Origin of the sequence: Alkalilacustris brevis, from assembly GCF_003350345.1 — a bacterium.
GTDB lineage: Bacteria > Pseudomonadota > Alphaproteobacteria > Rhodobacterales > Rhodobacteraceae > Alkalilacustris > Alkalilacustris brevis.
Genome location: NZ_QNVJ01000071.1, coordinates 1 through 14,587, shown reverse-complemented (window position 1 = coordinate 14,587; position 14,587 = coordinate 1). Strand labels below are relative to the sequence as shown.

The 14,587-nt window shown below is 59.1% G+C and carries 14 protein-coding genes; 6 read left to right on the top strand and 8 right to left on the bottom strand.

Annotated elements, in window-relative coordinates; translation table 11 throughout:
* The 4 genes from DQ229_RS11930 to DQ229_RS11915 all read right to left on the bottom strand — a co-directional run.
* Positions 1–544, bottom strand: a 544-nt coding sequence (locus tag DQ229_RS11930; protein WP_238381060.1) for a hypothetical protein, incomplete at its 3' end; no start/stop codon positions are given.
* Positions 545–567: 23 nt separating this feature from the next.
* Positions 568–1,428, bottom strand: a complete 861-nt coding sequence (locus tag DQ229_RS11925) for an ATP-binding protein (RefSeq protein WP_114966499.1) — start codon at positions 1,426–1,428, stop codon at positions 568–570.
* Positions 1,425–1,913: a hypothetical protein gene (locus DQ229_RS11920; RefSeq protein WP_114966498.1), complete on the bottom strand. Its 489-nt coding sequence runs from the start codon at positions 1,911–1,913 to the stop codon at positions 1,425–1,427. Before DQ229_RS11920 ends, DQ229_RS11925 begins: the two co-directional genes overlap by 4 nt.
* Before the next feature lie 11 nt (positions 1,914–1,924).
* Entirely contained in the window at positions 1,925–2,134 is a 210-nt protein-coding gene (locus tag DQ229_RS11915) for a helix-turn-helix transcriptional regulator (protein ID WP_114966497.1), read from the bottom strand.
* A gap of 158 nt (positions 2,135–2,292) precedes the next feature.
* On the opposite strand from DQ229_RS11915, the gene DQ229_RS11910 reads away from it, so the two are divergent.
* Both DQ229_RS11910 and DQ229_RS11905 read left to right on the top strand, forming a co-directional pair.
* Positions 2,293–2,916, top strand: a complete 624-nt coding sequence (locus DQ229_RS11910; RefSeq protein ID WP_114966496.1) for a DUF6088 family protein — start codon at positions 2,293–2,295, stop codon at positions 2,914–2,916.
* The gene (locus tag DQ229_RS11905) at positions 2,913–3,950 is read left to right on the top strand and encodes a nucleotidyl transferase AbiEii/AbiGii toxin family protein (protein ID WP_114966495.1); all 1,038 of its coding nucleotides are present in this window, start codon (positions 2,913–2,915) and stop codon (positions 3,948–3,950) included. Before DQ229_RS11910 ends, DQ229_RS11905 begins: the two co-directional genes overlap by 4 nt.
* On the opposite strand, the gene DQ229_RS11900 is transcribed toward DQ229_RS11905, so the two are convergent.
* Genes DQ229_RS11900 through DQ229_RS11890 form a run of 3 tightly spaced genes read right to left on the bottom strand, consistent with a single transcriptional unit; the run spans position 3,937 to position 6,339 of the window.
* Positions 3,937–4,923 carry a hypothetical protein gene (locus tag DQ229_RS11900; protein WP_114966494.1) on the bottom strand — a complete coding sequence of 329 codons (987 nt, stop codon included), beginning with the start codon at positions 4,921–4,923 and terminating at the stop codon, positions 3,937–3,939. The genes DQ229_RS11905 and DQ229_RS11900 overlap by 14 nt on opposite strands.
* Positions 4,898–6,085: a hypothetical protein gene (locus tag DQ229_RS11895; protein WP_114966493.1), complete on the bottom strand. Its 1,188-nt coding sequence runs from the start codon at positions 6,083–6,085 to the stop codon at positions 4,898–4,900. The genes DQ229_RS11900 and DQ229_RS11895 overlap by 26 nt, the downstream gene beginning before the upstream one ends.
* A 14-nt stretch (positions 6,086–6,099) precedes the next feature.
* The gene (locus DQ229_RS11890; protein WP_114966492.1) at positions 6,100–6,339 is read right to left on the bottom strand and encodes a DUF2188 domain-containing protein; all 240 of its coding nucleotides are present in this window, start codon (positions 6,337–6,339) and stop codon (positions 6,100–6,102) included.
* 138 nt (positions 6,340–6,477) lie between these two features.
* Here DQ229_RS11890 and DQ229_RS11885 point away from each other — a divergent pair, with 138 nt between their 5' ends.
* The 4 genes from DQ229_RS11885 to DQ229_RS11870 all read left to right on the top strand — a co-directional run bounded on the left by DQ229_RS11885 (position 6,478) and on the right by DQ229_RS11870 (position 11,217).
* On the top strand, positions 6,478–6,795 hold the full coding sequence (locus DQ229_RS11885) for a helix-turn-helix domain-containing protein (RefSeq protein WP_202909571.1): 318 nt from the start codon (positions 6,478–6,480) through the stop codon (positions 6,793–6,795).
* On the top strand, positions 6,795–7,727 hold the full coding sequence (locus tag DQ229_RS11880) for an ImmA/IrrE family metallo-endopeptidase (protein WP_114966490.1): 933 nt from the start codon (positions 6,795–6,797) through the stop codon (positions 7,725–7,727). Before DQ229_RS11885 ends, DQ229_RS11880 begins: the two co-directional genes overlap by 1 nt.
* 281 nt (positions 7,728–8,008) lie before the next feature.
* Positions 8,009–9,766 (top strand): SIR2 family NAD-dependent protein deacylase, encoded by a 1,758-nt coding sequence (locus DQ229_RS11875; protein ID WP_114966500.1) that lies wholly within the window; start codon positions 8,009–8,011, stop codon positions 9,764–9,766.
* A gap of 401 nt (positions 9,767–10,167) precedes the next feature.
* A complete protein-coding gene (locus DQ229_RS11870; RefSeq protein WP_202909570.1) occupies positions 10,168–11,217 on the top strand; it encodes an argonaute/piwi family protein in 1,050 nt (349 codons plus the stop codon).
* A 642-nt stretch (positions 11,218–11,859) separates the two neighbouring features.
* On the opposite strand, the gene DQ229_RS11865 is transcribed toward DQ229_RS11870, so the two are convergent.
* Entirely contained in the window at positions 11,860–14,547 is a 2,688-nt protein-coding gene (locus DQ229_RS11865; protein WP_155326510.1) for a hypothetical protein, read from the bottom strand.
* Positions 14,548–14,587: the final 40 nt, after the last annotated feature.

Here is a 14,587-nt window from a genome sequence, read left to right as displayed (position 1 = left end):
GCGGCAACGGGGCCGAGCATCTGGAAGTCGCTGTTGCGGTCGGCGCGGCGCAGCAATAGACCGCATAGTCCTTGTGGTCGGGCGTGACGGCGCCGCGGATCTCGTTCTTGTCGTCACCGTTGGTGTCGGACCCGATGTCGATCCGGGCGACGAATTCGATGCCGTCGAGATCGCCGAAGCCGTTGATCCGCCGCGCCGCCTGCGCCTCGGGCGAATTATCCTTGTCGGAGATGCCGCGCGCGGAATTGAGGATGCCGCGCACGAGGCTCCGCCCCATGTTGGCCCAGTTGGGCCCGTTCGGACTGTAGAGCCCGATCAGGCTGAACACCTTGCGCCGGGCATAGGGCCCTTCGAGCACGGTGAACTCGCCCGAGAGATAGACGGAGCCGGTGCTGCCGCGCGTGGCGTAGCCACCCGTCCAGCCCTGCGCGGGGTCGTCGAAACCGCCGGGGCGGATGGTCAGGCGCACCTTCGCCAGCGTGCCCTTGGGGATCAGGTTGGCGTTGTTCTTGGCGTCGTTGAAGTCGTTCCATGAACCGGACATTGGCATGGTCCTTTCTGGTCTGTTCAATTGTCGGATTGGGCGGGCGCGGCCTCGGGCCGCGTGAAGCGCAGGCGCTCGGATGCAGGCGGTGCGGGCTGGCGGATCTTCTCCATCAGCCGCCCGAGATGCGGCTCCTCGATCTGGGCGAGACGCCCTGATCTGTCCTTGGCCGGGTAGCCCCAGGGGTTGAGCGTCTGGCAGATGAAGGCCCTGTAGGGAGCACCGCCCTCATCGGCGAGCTCGGCCATCGTGATGACCTCATCCACGATTCCGGGCAGTTCGAGGCCGGTCTTGGAGCCATCGATCTGCGGCGCGAAATACCGCCGGTTGAAGTCATCGAGCTTCTCGTCGAGGATCCCGACCAGCCAGACATTGCGGGCCCGCGTGTGCTGCAGATGCGTAAGCCAGCCGATCATCTCGCGGCCGTGCAGCCCGTAGGCGCCCCGGACATCGGGCTTGCCGGTCTTCTCCGAGACCGCCTCGGGCTGGCCCTTGCACCACTGGAAGCACAGCCGCCCCGCCACGGTGATGGAGTCGACGAAGATGGTCTGGTAGCGCTCGAGCGCCGCCGGATCGCCGAACCTGGCGCAGACCGCCTCGTAATGCGCCGGGCTGTAAGCCTGCTCGTCTCGCAGCGCAGGGTTGGGTCCGCCGATGAAGACCGCGAAGTCGCGGCATTCGGTCCAGGTGCGCGGACGGATCGTGTCGCCCGGCCAGCCCTCGATGGCGAGATCTCCCGCCTCCAGGTCCATGAAGAGCGTAGACTGCGCATCGAGCGTCCACAGCAGCGTCGTCTTGCCGATGCCCGATTTGCCGAAGATGCAGCCCTTGATGCCGCGGGGCTCCGCGAGGCGCGCATCGGCGCTGATGATGGGAAGGGTCATGCCGGCGCCTCCCCATCGAGGACGAGCCGGAAGGTCGGCTTGCCGGTGCGCACCGTGCGCGCGCTCTCGAAGGCGCTGCGGATGGCCGGGGGCCAGGCTGTGAACTTGCGCTCGGGGACCTTCAGGCTGACATCGACATAGGCGTGCGGGTCATCGCCCTCGGCCCGGATGCGTTCGACCAGCTCGGCAAGCCGATCCTGATCCCATTCGACCCGCTTCGGAAGGTCGGAGACCACGGTGACTGCGCCATCGGCGAAGCGAACCGTTCCGGTATCTTTCCCGGCCTCATGCCGCGCCTGAGCTGCCCGGTCGCCGTAGCGCAGGGCAACAGCGCCATCGAGCCAGTCGCGCAGGCTCTTCGCCGCACGGAGCGCGTCCTCTGCTTCACTGTGAAGCCGCGCAAGCTCCTCCGGCGGCAACGACGCGATCTCGCCGACAGCCATGTGCCGGAGTGCGTCGAGTGTGATGATGTTGGGAATGTTCATGATCACCTCCCTCACGCCGCAGGCTTGGGGGTGGTGTCGGCGGTGCTGGCGCGCAGCTGCGTGCGCTCATAGGACTCGACGTCCTCGAGCCGGTAAACGACCCGGCCGCCGATCTTGATGAATGCGGGCCCATCGCCCGTCCAGCGCCAGCGCTCCAGCGTGCGCGGGCTGATCTTCCAGCGAGCCGCAAGCTCGACCTGGTTGAGGTGTGTGACTGACATCTTCGTCTCCTTCGCGTTTGGCCGAATGCCTGCGAAGGAGAATGGGGGAGACGGGGGGAGGAGATGGGGAGGCAGAAGGGGGGCGTTCGGGGAGGAATTGATTTCGTCAGATAAAGTCGCTATGTTTCTGACAAGAGAGACCCTGAAGGATCACGCAGATGACTGCTATTTCTGATCGAATCATGAAGCGCGTGCGCTCGAAGGGGCGTGGGCGGTGGGTATGCACGCCAAAGGACTTCCTCGACCTCGGCAGCCGTGCGGCCGTCGACCAGGCATTGTCGCGGCTGGCGAAGAGCGGTGATCTGCGTCGGGTCGGTCGCGGGCTCTACGACCTGCCCCGCACCAGCGGTGTCCTGAAGCGGCCGGCGCCGGTCGACATGGACAAGGCGGTCGCTGCTCTAGCGCGACGCGACAGCATCCGCATCATGCCTGATGGCATTGCCGCAGCTAATCAGTTGGGCCTGACAAACGCGGTCCCTGCGAAGACGAGCTATGTGACGGACGGGGCGACGCGGAACGTGAAGATCGGCAATCGGACAGTTCGCCTGCGGCATGCAGGTCCGAGCGTTATGGCATGGGCCGGAAAATCCTCAGCGCCGGTTGCGCAGGCGTTGCGCTGGCTCGGCCCGCAGGCAGCTTCGGACGTACAGGTCGCGACCATGCTGAAGCGCAAACTGCCGGATTCCGTGAAGAAGGATCTCGTCCGCAACAGTGGCAGCCTGCCAAGCTGGGCCGCCCCCATCGCGCATAGTCTCGTCGAGCCGAAAATCGCGGCGAGATGAGTGAGAACTACGCGCGATTTCTCGCGCTTTCGGATCAGGACAGGAAGGACGTGTTCGAGGCGGCGGCCGACCGTCTCGACACGCTACCCAGCTACGTCGAAAAGGACTTTTGGGTCTGCTTCGTTCTCGACGCGCTCTACAATCGCCTTCCAGGGGGACATCCGAGGCTCCTGTTCAAGGGCGGAACCGCCCTGTCCAAGGCCTTCGGGCTTATTCGTCGCTTCTCAGAGGATATCGATCTCGTTGTCTATCGCGAGGGGCTGGGTTTCGAGGGTGATCGCGACCCAACGAACCCCGGCGGCATCTCGGGCAAGCGGCGCAAGGTGCTCTTCGACGAACTGAAAGAGGCCTGTGGCACCTACATCCGCGACGATCTCACTGTCGCTCTGGGGCCGCTGCTCGGTGAGCGCTGCCAGATCGTTACAGACGATGAGGACGGCGACCAGCAGACACTGCTGATAGAATACCCTACGCTCTACCCGAGCGCAGAACTCCCCTACGTCCTGCCGCGCGTGAAGCTCGAAGCGGGCGCGCGCTCAGCGCTCGACCCGAATGCCATCGCCAGTGTGAAGCCGTACATCGCAGATGATCTCGCTGATGACTGGGCGTTCGATGTCGGCAATGTCCATGTTATCGCCCCGGAGCGCACCTACCTCGAGAAGCTCCTCATTTTGCACGGCGCGTTTTGCGGCCATCGCGATGCCGGCCGTTTGCCCGCAGACAAGGACAGGATCTCGCGCCACTACTACGATGTCGCCATGATCACCGGCACTGAGATCGGGCGCGCGGCTTTGGCCGACGAGGCGCTGCTCACCTCAGTCCGTGAGCACAACCTCATCGCGTTCAAGCAGGCTTGGAAAAAATTCGACGAAGCTGTGCCCGGCTCGCTCTGCGTCGTGCCGCCCGCTGAACTTCGCGCCGCTATCGAGGAAGATTATGGGGCCATGCAGGGCATGATGCTAGGTGACGCACCCCCCTTTGACTGGGTCATGGATCAGCTACAGATTGCCGAGGACACGATCAATCGGCGCTAGCGCTCTGCTCTTCAAGAAGTTCCCTGATGCGAAGCCTGCAGGAGCCGCCTCCTGCCTCGATCAGATCCCGCCAATCCTCGTGTCCCTTGAAGATATCCCTAATCCGGCTCGACGTCAGAAATCCGAGGTCCGCGAACATGACCTCGGTGCTGACGCTCTCCACACCATCTTCCCATGCGTTGAACAGGTACTCGACGATCTGGCGTTGCTTGTCGCCGCCGAACCTGAACTCCCTGTCCCCAACCCGGAAATGCCGAAACCCGGCCGCGTGGCGCACAGGATCGACCGCTCCGGAAACTGCGCTGGCCTTCAACTGCGCCGCAAGGTAGGTGGGCTCAATGATGAGCCGTGCGCCATGGTCCACAAGGTCGTCCAGATCGATGATCTGATGCCGAGACAGCTCGGCTTCAGTGAGACCGTGGGTCGCCGAAGTTGTCACCACGACCCTGAAATCTGCAGGGGGGCGGCCACCAAGATAATTGACGACCTGTCGCCAAGTGTCCCGATCAGCCAATCTCCGCGCGAACCAGACCGGGACTCGGCCGCTCCGCCCCGGCAAGCGGGCATCACCCAACTCCCACAGGACGCCAGAAATGCGTTCAGCCGGCCGAGCCTTGGTCGGCAGATCGAGCCTCGACGTCAGCCGCTGCAAGAAAGCCAGATCGTCGACCCTGTAGACCCGCAGGTGCTTTTCGTCGACGATCACCCATCCCGCCGCAGGACTGAAATACCCATAGCCGCGATGCTCGGGCAACCATTCCAGATTCACCGGTTCATCGTCGTGATCGACCAGCGATGTGGCGGCCGGGACCGGCGCATCCGGTACGAGAAGACCAGCGCCGATCAGTGGGAAAGCGCTGGTGCCGTGATAGTCGTACAGGACCCCGCCGGCGATTCGGGTCTGATCCGACTCAACGATACTCGTGAGGAGCCTGGCGGCCCGCTCATCAATCTTCGACAACAATCGGGTCATCCACCAGAATCCCCCAGCGACGCAGATACTTTTCTCCGATCAGCTGCTCTTCCTCTGTCTGGTCCTTGAGGTTGCAGCCGTGCGGCATCGTGACCGTCAGCGGCAGAGTACGACCGCGACGCGCCCCCGGTTTCGGATGGAACTTGATCGCGAGCTTCGCCTGCGTTGCCACCCAGCCACCGGTGAGCGGATTACCGGGACCGAGCCGAACCTCAGCCATCGTCCAGATGTTGCGGTCCGCCTTGCTCAGGCACTCCAGCGTGACGCGCTCGCCCACGGCGTCGATCGGCATCAGCCTGAGCTGGCGTACCTCGACCCGTTCAACCCCGTCCTCGACATCTGTCGGAAAGGAATATGGCGCCAGCAAAACCGCGAGATCGTAGTACCGCATGGGCACCTTCTCATCCCTGAATTCAACGCCAAGCAGATCCCGCGCGAGGAACTGGGCCATCTCGGAACGGCTTTCACGGTCGCTGGCCACAACCTCGATCACCCCGGTCGCCGGTTCGTAAGTCATGGCGGCCTCGAAGACGGGACGATACGCCCGCCGCACCAGCTCTCCCCCATCGTCAAAGGCAAACTGATCATCCGGCAGACCCTCCCGGTAGACTGTGATCTGTACCAGCTCGCAGTCATCGCCTTCAAAGGTGGGCCGGACGCGCTCGAAAATGTCGACGTGGACATTGTTTGACGCAAACCTCTGGCGCAGCGCCGCCTTGAACGCATGCAGGGCGTGCTCGTCGCGACGGACGTTCAGGTTGGCATCGCAGATGAAACCGTCCCAACTCCGCCCGCGACGGCGCTCATCGGTGAAGCGAACCTCCTCCGCATGTCGGAATCGGTCCCGGTCGTTAATGAAGAGCCACAGCGACCGGGCGTGGCCATTCTCGAGCTCGTCGAGAACTTCGCGGTCGTCGATGACGCTGTAGAGCGCCGTTTGGCCGGCATCGTCAGCCATCGCGCTGACGCGCTCACCATCGTTGATGACGCGCCCGCGCGCTTCGTCGCCCATTTCGTCGACAGCCCGAAGCAAAGGCTTCACGACCTCCGGTTCAGGCGCGTCCCAGTCCACCGGACTTGGCAACTCGATGCCCGTCGCTGTGAAATAGTCCCGCAAAGACGCAGGAGGGGTGTTGCGGATAAAGTTCGTCACCGATGCCATGTCCCTATCCCTCCTCAGCTCTTGATGTTGCGGGGATCGTTGCCGTGCGAATCCGATTGCGCGATCCGCCCGTTACGGTTGTGGATCTTCAGTTCGGTCTCGGCATTGCGACTGATTTCGCGGGCACGCTGGACAGCCTCCCGCTTGGTATCGAAGTGCCCGCTCGAGCGGGACGACCCACCCCGGCGCACATTCCAACCGCCCTCGACGCTCGGCACCACATGGTGAGTGCCCGGTTTCTTGCCTGCAGCCATTTCGGCCTCCTGTATCTTGCTATCGCGAATTTATAGGTTCGTGATCGCGAACCTGCGCGCAAGATAGGGATTGCACATATGGCGTGTCAAGGACTAGATGTATCGTTAAAACGAACCAAGACGGAGAGGAGCACTGCCGTGCCAACACCACTTGGGGAGCGTGTCCGCGAGCTGCGGCGGAAGCGTGGCCTCACACTGGAAGGACTCGCCGAGCGAGTTGGCTCCAGCAAAAGCTACATGTGGGAGATTGAAAACAAGGATGTCGCCCGGCCATCGGCCGAGAAACTCGCCCTGATAGCCTCCGCGCTCGACACAACCTCTGACTACCTACTGGCGGGAGACGGCGAGCAAGCAGAAGCAGCCGAGGACATTGCTTTCTATAGGAAGTACAAGAAAATGGACGCCTCAGCAAAGGAGCGCCTGCGCAAACTACTGGATATCCTGGACGACGACTGATGACCAAAGGAAAGCGGAAAACCCCAAAGAGCGAAGCGAACCGCCTTTCCATGGTGCTTCGTCATGTCCTGGGAGAAGACCGCTTTCCCGTCGATGTCGAGGCCCTCGCGCGCGAGGTTTCCAGAAACAACGACGACCCGATCGGCAAGGTTGTAGGCCGCGACCTGCCCGGTTTCGAGGGAATGCTCCGGCCCAACAGAAAGCGACCGGAATGGCACATCGTCTATAACGACGACCCGCGCTATCGAGGACGAGTGCGCTTCACCATCGCGCATGAACTGGGCCATTATCAGCTCCATCGCCCCGCCTTGACCGTGCAGGACTACGCGAGCGGCCAACTCCAGCGCGAGTGCGACTTCCACTGCAAACCCCTGCGTTCCAATGCTTGGCAGGAAGCGGATAGACTGCGCGAGGAGGAGGCTGACACATTTGCGTCGTTCCTGCTGATGCCGCTCGATGATTATCGGGCACAGGTTGACGGTCAGGAAATGACTGTCGACCTCCTGAACCACATAACGGATCGATACGGAGTCTCACTTATCGCCGCATGCCGGAAATGGATCGACTTTACGGATAAGCGCGCTGCCATGGTTGTGGCGCGCGACGGCTTCGCGCTCTGGGGCCGCGCAAGCAAGGCCGCCCTCCGGAGCGGGATCTTCATCCGCTCCGGGATGCCGATGCCCGGGGACGCGCTGGCGGCCATCGGCGCTGACGAAAGGGGTTTCGTCTTGGACAGGCCAATCGCGCGGCCGACCGGGGTCTGGAACTTCAGCCGCGGATCGGAGTCGGTGCGAGAATTGGCGTTGGTGTCCGAGTTCCTCGACATGTCTCTGACCATTCTGCAGTTCGACGACGCCGTTGATGTCAGACAAATCGAGGAGGACGACCCTTGGGACACCTATGACCAATTTCAATCCGGGAGCAGATCATGAGAGCGATGTCCTTACGGACTTTCATGCCCACAGAACTCTTGTCGACCTCGAGCCTCCCAGACCTACGAAATCACCATGCTCGTTTCTGCAAAGGGCAAAATCCGTGATACGAAGGACAAAGAGACAAGTTGCAGCGAGCGAAAAGTAACCCCTTGCCAAAGTCCATATCGACCATCTCTGCAATGGACTTCGCTACGGCGTTGGCTCTGAGGCCGAATCTAGTCGCTTGGTTTCTGGGTGCTGGGGCGTCAGCCGCCTCAGGGATCCCCACCGGGCACGCAATGATCCGAGATTTCAAGGCACAAGTATTTTGTCGAGAAAACAATCTCTCGAAGCGCGAGATCGACACGGTCGATCAGGTTTGGATTGACAGAATCGATGATTTTTTTCGTCGAACTTCGATCCTTCCACCGGAGGGGGATCCTACAGAGTACGCCGCGGCGTTTGAGGCGGTGTACCCACAGCCCCGGCACCGCAGACAATACATCAGCGACGCCATATCCATGGGCAAGCCGTGTTTCGGACATCGGGTGCTCGGCAGTCTTTTAGCCGCGCGAAAGATCGACTGCGTATTCACGACAAACTTCGATCCGCTTATTGAGGAAGCTGCATACTCGGCCAATACACTACTGCCAACCGAGCAGCAGGCCCGACCAACTGTGGCCGCCATCGACTCCGCTGAACGTGCAATGCGATGCCTCAATGAGTCCGACTGGCCGCTGGTTGCAAAACTCCACGGGGACTACCAATCGGTGTCGATCAAGAACACTGGCTCCGAGCTGGAACGACAAGACGAAAAAATGCGACACGTATTGGCTGAGGCCAGTAAGCGTTACGGCTTGGTATTCGTCGGCTATAGTGGTCGCGACGCATCAGTCATGGAAGCGTTGAACTCCGTTCTTGAAGAGAGCACCCCGTTCCCCAATGGCCTTTATTGGGTGACTTCTTCGGCGTCGCGTCTCTTGCCGGCTGTAGATCAGTTCCTTGAGAGCGCCCGCTCCGTTGGTGTTGATGTGGCTGTGGTTGAGTGCAAGACCTTCGATGAACTGGCTGCCGATATCATCAAGCACATTGACTTGCCGCAAGTGCTTATACAGCACGTGATGCAAGCACGCCCATCCCCCAGGCTCATACCAGTCAAACTGCCCGTCGCAACGCCGCGTTCGTTTCCAGTACTCAGGTACTCCGCACTCCTGATCGAGTCGCTGCCGGTTACTGCACGGCGAATGACGCTAACTCAGCCGGTGACCTCTCCAGAAGTAAGAGCCTTGCTGAAAGAAAAGCGCTGCAGAGCAGTTGTAGCCGCGAATGGTCGGGAACTCGCAGTTTTTGGCAAAGATGAGGAGCTGTTGGGCGCACTTGCTCCTTTTGGCGCACAGATGGCGGGTACCATTGAACTGGATGCTGTCAAGGATAGCTGGGCACTTGGGCTTCTCTACGATGCGCTGGTCACAGCTTTGTCGAGGAATCGGCCTCTCATTCCACGTTTCAGGCGCTCAGGCCACTCGCTCGTCGTGGCCGCGCCTCGAGAAGACCAGGACCACGAAAGAAGCCGCAGACGCGGTCAGCAACTCAAAAGGCTCCGCGCTGCATACAGCAGTGAATTGACCGGAATAGTGCCGATTCTGAAGCTCCCCTTCCAAGAAGGCGCTTCATTGAAGCTAGAACATATTGAGGAGCGCTGGTGGTGTGGATTTGAGCCGTACACGTTTGTTGATATTCCCAAATTAGATCATCGGCCGTCAGCCGAAGCTGGGTCTGAAAATTCATCTCAAGACCTCATTTCCGCGCCACCTGATCTCCGTGGCGGCGATCCAGCGGGCGATTGGCGTAGAGAGCGCTGGGCCCGGAAATACAATAGGCAATGGGCCGAAATCATCGATGCCTGGGCGCAGGTTCTTACAGCGACCAATGACGGCAAGGTGCGAGCTTTCGGACTGAATGCTGGAACAGGGATCGACGCCGTGTTCGCCATCTCGCGCGTCACCGGATGGAGCCGTCCAAGCCACCATCACCCGTACTTTGATAGGAAAAAGTAATGGCCAGTTCACCCATTGCCTCGCGGCTGCCACCGTTCACGCTGCTAGATGAGCCGCTACTTTCCTTTTCACCCTCAGATTCTACAGAGGTAGATGTTCATCCACTGCGGGGGCTCGTCAATTATGGTCCATATTCCAAGGGATCTTTCAGCGGATACACCTCACGGGTAAGAATAGCTACTGTCGGACCTGAAAGTGCTTTCAAGCAGCGAGGCGAACTAATGGCCTCCCTTCGTGGCACGCACCAACCCAGTGATCGCTCCGAATACGTACCTCCATACCCTGGTTTTGAGGAATTGTTCCGCGTTGAGCTCGAGTCTGCGCCGCGGGAAGCTCATATTAAGTGGCCAGACAAACTGACATTGCTTCAAGGAGAGGGTGGTCCGCAGTCGCGATTGTTCATGGCAATGGAAGCGGCGCTCCGCCAACTCTCCCTAGTGAGAGATCAATTCGATGTCGTACTGGTTCACTTCCCCGACTCATGGGCCCCAGTTACACGGACCAGGTCCTTCGACGCGCACGACGTACTCAAGGCGCTCGGAGCGAAGTACAACATTCCTAGCCAAGTGCTGAACGACCGCGTATTCTCTTTCAATCATACCGCATCGCGCGCCTGGCGCCTAGCATTGGCATTATATGTCAAGGCCACAGGTACACCTTGGAAGCTGGCTCCATTGAAGGGTGTGCCGGACGACACCGCCTACATCGGCTTAGCATACGCACTGCGCGGTGATCAGCGCGACGCCCACTATGTGACCTGCTGTTCACAGGTCTTCGACATGGATGGTGGCGGCATGCAGTTCGTGGCCTTTGAGGCTCGCGATCCGGTTGCAGATGTGGCCGAAGCCAGACGCAATCCATTCCTCAGTCGAGACGACATGCGTGCGGTTCTTGCTCGAAGCCTGGCGCTTTATCAGAGGCGAAATGGGGGTAATTCACCAAAACGGATGGTCATCCACAAAACCACGGGGTTCAAGCGAGATGAAATCGAGGGCGCATTCGATGCTCTGTCAGGCGTGCCGGAAATCGAGTGTATCGAAGTTGGCGCAGCGTCGTGCTGGCGCGGCGTATGGCTGATCAAGTCGGACCGGAACGATCCGCCGAGCAAGCCCTCAGGATTTCCGGTTCCGCGTGGAACAATGGTCATCCGCTCTGGGAGATCGGCGCTCGTATGGGTAGCAGGAAATGCCCCGACGGTTTCCGCCAAGAGTGACTACTATCAGGGGGGCAAGAGCATTCCCAAGCCACTGCAGCTCATTCGACATGCCGGAAGCGGACCACTCGAACTCTCTGCCCATGAAGCGTTAGCATTGACCAAGATGGACTGGAACAATGATGCTCTTTACGATCCAGTACCAGTAAGCATTCGATACTCCCAAAGATTGGCACGCACGATTGCCAATGTTCCTGAACTTCCTGGCAGCGTGTACCCGTATCGCCTCTTCATGTAGCGCTTTGGCAGATGTAACCCTCTCAGGCGAACGGGCCCTTCCACGCCAGACAACCAAGCTCGTGCGCTCGATTGCGCAAAACTTGTCGCCCTTTTGCTTCCACAGTGCTTCCACGGGAATGCGGACATGCGAAAGCCCCGCGAGGGTGCGGGCGCAAGTCCTTGATAATATGTAGGATTTTGGTTGCGGGGGTAGGATTTGAACCTACGACCTTCAGGTTATGAGCCTATATCCAAGCGATTCCAGTAACTTAGAGAATACAGCCACTTAGCTAGCAACCCTTTGATATCGCGAAAATCCTGACCCAGCATTCAGGTGCATTCGCCGACATTCAGCCGCAAACCGGGCGCGAAACCCGCATTCGCGGGTTGATGTGGCGTTGATGTCGCTCAGCCTCCATCGTGCCGTACCATGATCGCGAAATGCCCCCTTTGTCGTGACGACCATATCGACGCAAACCCTGCCCAGAGCGGCCACTCGATTGAGTTCTGCCATACTGCCTTCTTAGCCCGCGTTGCAGTCATTCGCTGAAAATGCGCGAATTAGGGAATCGGTCGAACCACAGGTATTTGTTACAGAGAATTTAGAGGCAGAGCTGTACGTGTGCCCGCTCGTCTCATCGGCGTTATATTCAAAACCGCCTCATCTGGATGGTTTTACAGCTTTGCTGCGTAAGTCTTGAACAAGGCGAGCTTTTCGGAGTTTTGAGAAGTCAACGCGCTCCCCAATACGTCGGTCTTTTGCGATCGAATCCACAATACTTTCTAAATAGTTTCGGCGCTCCTGATCCCGTCCGGCAGAAAGGTATCGGATCCGCAATGTTCGTAGAGCGCATGTAACAAGGTTAATGTCTTCTTCCGTCGCAAGGGAGGCAAGATAGGCATCTTTGTTATAATCACCTGGCATTTCCAACAGAATGTCCCGGGCAAACAATTGGCTCATTGGATTAAGATCATGAATCAAGTTTCTGACCGCGATGGCGAGCTGAGGATTACTCATGGTACCTGCTATCAGCCGAGATATGGTGTTTGGCGCGTTGAACTTGAAATCTTTATACGATTTCTCGGGGTCTATCACAGCCCCAAGGTTTATGAAACGAACACCCCCAGCGATGACGATAGGATGACGCCCAATCGCCTCGCGACCCGCGCTCATGAACCCAACCCAGAGTTCTGCCGCCTCGTAAAGCTTCGTGAGATGGCGTAGCTTGTCGGCGGCCTCCAAATGAAGTGCATTCTTAAGTAGCAGTCCGTAAAGTCGCATTCCCACCAGAAGCTTTGCCTCAGCTTCTTTGACCCCTTGGCGCTCAGCAACGCCACGGCGTCGGGCAATCTGCGCGAGGTCGGCATTATCGTGTTGATCCGCTCTCTCGATTGTTGGGTTTGCCTTGCCCAGACCCGTCGCGGCCTCGTCGAGGGATTTCGATGCAGCACTCGCTTCTGCCTCTTTACATGCAGCCGCCCATTCCTCAGTCAAATCCACACCGATGCGAGAGTAGTTTTCAAGAAGGGTGGTTTCAATCTCCGAAAGTTCGATGAATACACCATCAAGTACTTTTCCGACGTTTGTGCCCTCCAGTTCGCCGTAGACTGTGATCTCTCGATAATGCCGGAACAACCCAGGCCCTTCTACGAGTGACGCGGCGAAGTCCGCGTCGCGCTTCATTTGCTGCGCAACAAAAAAGGAGAACAGATGGTCGCCGCGGAACGTGATCTCACCCCTTTCCATGGTCAGAAGTCCCTTTTCCAGAAACTCCGCCAGTAATCCGTTGGGGAGTTCAATCAGGAACCGCTTCTGATAGTTCGAGATCAACTCGTTCCAGCGATGTTCGTCCATCCCCACCCGGTTTGTCTCGAGAAGCTGTCGAGCTACGAAACCGAGGAAGTTGATCTTGTCGCTTGATGAAAAGGTCCCTTCCCGCACGTCCTCCAAGTCGAAACGCCCCAAGAGACATTCGACGTAACGTTCAATCAGACGAGCCTTGTTTAGGGGTTTGAACTCCGGGTCCTGAGTGATGGTATCGATCACCACGGCGACAGTACTCGCGAAGATTGGCTCATCCATTTGCCGGAAACACTCGACTACGTGGCTGACCACACCCTCACGTACGTTCTCGGCCTTGTCGGGGATACGCATCGCAATCATCGACCTTATATCATCTACTTCGAGCTGGGCGAACTCGTAGACCTCATCATCGCCAGGGAAGAGACGCGGTTCACCCGTGCCGGTGGGCGATACGCCACGGCGTTCCGTGCTGAGAAAATAGACGAACTGAACGTCCGGCAGATAGCGGTCAGCGGTGTCCCGGAAGAGATTGAACTGATGAACGTCTCCCAGGCACAAACCGTCGACCACAACTACAACCGCACCGTCCGTGGCCAGCTGTTCAGCCTCTTTGTGGGAATAACGGATAGGGGTTGTTTGACTGATCTTGCGAAGGATCGATGCCCTATTGATTGTTTCCTGTTCTGCATCGAAATACGCAGGCACCCGACGGTGCGACAAGAATGTTTCAGAAAGGTGTTTAAACGCTAAGTAGGCGGCCGTGGTGGACCCCGCATCCAGAGGGGCGATGAAGAACTGATCTCGTCCGGAATGACCAACGATCTGTGTCAACGGCTGCGAAAGGCTAACCGTCGGCCCTTCTTCCGCCGCAGTGATGCGTTTGACCTTTGGAACGACGAATGACCCTGTCACCTTTGACTTCGAACGAATGTGGGTCCGATACCAATCAAGAAAATCGACAGGGTCGGCTTCCGAAAACCGTCGCAGCAGAGCGGACCGCGGAGGCGAGTCCCGGAAGAACTCGGCATCTTCGGGACGCGGATACATGCGCCCGCTCGGCGAGAAGTCTTCACCCGGCACGAAGACCCGGCGAGACTTCGAGTAAGATCGATACTCGACCTCGAACCGTTTGTAGTCGACGTCAGCGCGGATGATAGCATACCCGTTTGTTCCCTTGGACCACCCGGCGCGCAGCGGCGGTGCTTGAAGGAACAAGCTGTTCGTATTTCCTTTAACCAACCCTACAGCGTCGTTCGCGTGGACATGCCCGAAGAGAACTAAATCAGTGTGCTCAATGAGCAGATCATTTACTGCGCTGCGCGTTGTCTCCTCCAACCAGTCCAACGGATGGTGAAGTAGGGCTATCCGCAGAGTGTCTGATGGTAGGCTTTTGGCAAGTTTTTCTAGCACTGCGGGTTCGACGCGCAACGCGCCGCGATCGGTGTCTCCATCCGGTCTCTCGCAGCAAAGCCAAGCAGAGTTCAGCCCGAGGACTGACACCGGCCCACGCGTCGTTGCATAACTGACCTGCCACTGATCTTTCATCCAGCCGCGACCGGAGCCCGGTTTCTGTTTACGCCGAACG

What these genes read in the sequence shown, in the direction of transcription:
- DQ229_RS11880 (WP_114966490.1), top strand. Translation starts at nt 6,795, where the DNA reads ATGACCAAAGGAAAGCGGAAAACCCCAAAGAGCGAAGCGAACCGCCTT.
- DQ229_RS11925 (WP_114966499.1), bottom strand. Translation starts at nt 1,428, where the DNA reads ATGACCCTTCCCATCATCAGCGCCGATGCGCGCCTCGCGGAGCCCCGC.
- DQ229_RS11920 (WP_114966498.1), bottom strand. Translation starts at nt 1,913, where the DNA reads ATGAACATTCCCAACATCATCACACTCGACGCACTCCGGCACATGGCT.
- DQ229_RS11900 (WP_114966494.1), bottom strand. Translation starts at nt 4,923, where the DNA reads ATGACCCGATTGTTGTCGAAGATTGATGAGCGGGCCGCCAGGCTCCTC.
- DQ229_RS11870 (WP_202909570.1), top strand. Translation starts at nt 10,168, where the DNA reads ATGGCAATGGAAGCGGCGCTCCGCCAACTCTCCCTAGTGAGAGATCAA.
- DQ229_RS11915 (WP_114966497.1), bottom strand. Translation starts at nt 2,134, where the DNA reads ATGTCAGTCACACACCTCAACCAGGTCGAGCTTGCGGCTCGCTGGAAG.
- DQ229_RS11875 (WP_114966500.1), top strand. Translation starts at nt 8,009, where the DNA reads ATGATCCGAGATTTCAAGGCACAAGTATTTTGTCGAGAAAACAATCTC.
- DQ229_RS11890 (WP_114966492.1), bottom strand. Translation starts at nt 6,339, where the DNA reads ATGGCTGCAGGCAAGAAACCGGGCACTCACCATGTGGTGCCGAGCGTC.
- DQ229_RS11910 (WP_114966496.1), top strand. Translation starts at nt 2,293, where the DNA reads ATGACTGCTATTTCTGATCGAATCATGAAGCGCGTGCGCTCGAAGGGG.
- DQ229_RS11895 (WP_114966493.1), bottom strand. Translation starts at nt 6,085, where the DNA reads ATGGCATCGGTGACGAACTTTATCCGCAACACCCCTCCTGCGTCTTTG.
- DQ229_RS11865 (WP_155326510.1), bottom strand. Translation starts at nt 14,547, where the DNA reads ATGAAAGATCAGTGGCAGGTCAGTTATGCAACGACGCGTGGGCCGGTG.
- DQ229_RS11905 (WP_114966495.1), top strand. Translation starts at nt 2,913, where the DNA reads ATGAGTGAGAACTACGCGCGATTTCTCGCGCTTTCGGATCAGGACAGG.